The 1,254-nt window shown below is 53.4% G+C and carries 1 protein-coding gene; it reads left to right on the top strand.

The genetic code is table 11. From position 1 onward, the window contains the following. Window positions 1-55 precede the first annotated feature (55 nt). Complete coding sequence (locus LIY36_RS27575; RefSeq protein ID WP_442962234.1) at window positions 56-1,198, top strand: helix-turn-helix domain-containing protein; 1,143 nt, start codon at window positions 56-58, stop codon at window positions 1,196-1,198. Window positions 1,199-1,254 lie beyond the last annotated feature (56 nt).

Here is a 1,254-nt window from a genome sequence, read left to right as displayed (position 1 = left end):
TCTAACCGGGGACATGGTTTACAGGTTAATACGCATGATCAGGAGGTAACTGATCATGCCCTGGAACCAAGAGTCTCCCATGGATCAACGAATCAAACTGGTCATCGACTGGCTTTCTGGTGACTTCAGCAAAAGCCAGCTAGCTCGGCGCTTCGACGTCAGTCGACCAACTGTAGATAAATGGATCTCTCGTCACGTTGACGGCGATTTGAAGTCGTTGGCAGAGCTGTCTCGACGACCTCATACCAGCCCAAACAAGACTGACGATGAGATCTTGGCTCGCATAGTGGCGATGAAAGAAGCGCACGATAAATGGGGGCCGAAGAAGCTTGTCAGGCTATTACGAATCGAGGATCCGTCAGTCGCCTGGCCATCGCCCAGCACGGCAGGCCAATGGCTTGACCGGCTTGGGCTGGTCAGTAAACGGCGCTTCAAGCGACGGCACAGCACTGCTCACAGGGAAATGCGCGAAGCCAACGAGCCCAACAAGACGTGGTGCGTTGATTACAAGGGGCAGTTCAAGATGCTCAACGCCCAGATGTGCTATCCCCTGACCGTTACGGACCATGCCTCTCGCTTGATTTTGGCCTGCAGGGCCCACCCCAAAATCATGACCTTGCCCGTCAAACAGGCATTCGAGAGGCTTTTTCAAGAGTACGGGATGCCGGAAGTCATTCGCTCTGACAACGGCGTTCCTTTTGCTTCTCCAGGCCTGGCAAGAATGTCCACACTGGCAGTTTGGTGGATCCGCCTGGGTATCTACCCGGAGCGAACCATGCCGGGAAGACCTGCCCAGAACGGCCGGCACGAACGGATGCATCGTAGTTTGAAGTTTGAGTTGCCACTGGGGAAAAACCTGATTGAGCAGCAGCTCCTGCTGGAGCATTTTCGACATGAATTCAATTACATACGACCTCACGAGGCGCTGGGCATGAAGCGCCCGGGTGAGGTATATGTGCCGTCTACTCGACCTTATCCAGGATGTCTGCCGGATGTGGAGTATGCCGCGGAAATGAAAGTACGAAGCGTCAGACAGAACGGCTCAATCATGTGGAAAGGAAAGTTGTTGTTTGTAAGCGAAGCGCTATCAGGAGAGCGGATTGCGCTCAAAGAAGTTGAAGATGATGTTTGGGATCTGTACCTGTGTGACTATCCCCTAGGGAGGCTTGGACGAGGCATGAGCCGCGTCCAAGCCTAAAATGTGTAAACGATGTCCCCGGTTTCAGATGTAAAGGATGTCTACGGTTCTACACC

It is taken from the genome of Pseudomonas sp. AF03-9 (genome assembly GCF_020515815.1).
In the GTDB taxonomy this organism is placed as follows: domain Bacteria; phylum Pseudomonadota; class Gammaproteobacteria; order Pseudomonadales; family Pseudomonadaceae; genus Aquipseudomonas.
Note: the sequence above shows the minus strand (reverse complement) of the source record. Positions and strands in the feature narration are given on the sequence as shown.

Bases quoted from the DNA above. Each gene is read 5' to 3' on its own strand.
- LIY36_RS27575 (WP_442962234.1), top strand. From the start codon at position 56: ATGCCCTGGAACCAAGAGTCTCCCATGGATCAACGAATCAAACTGGTC.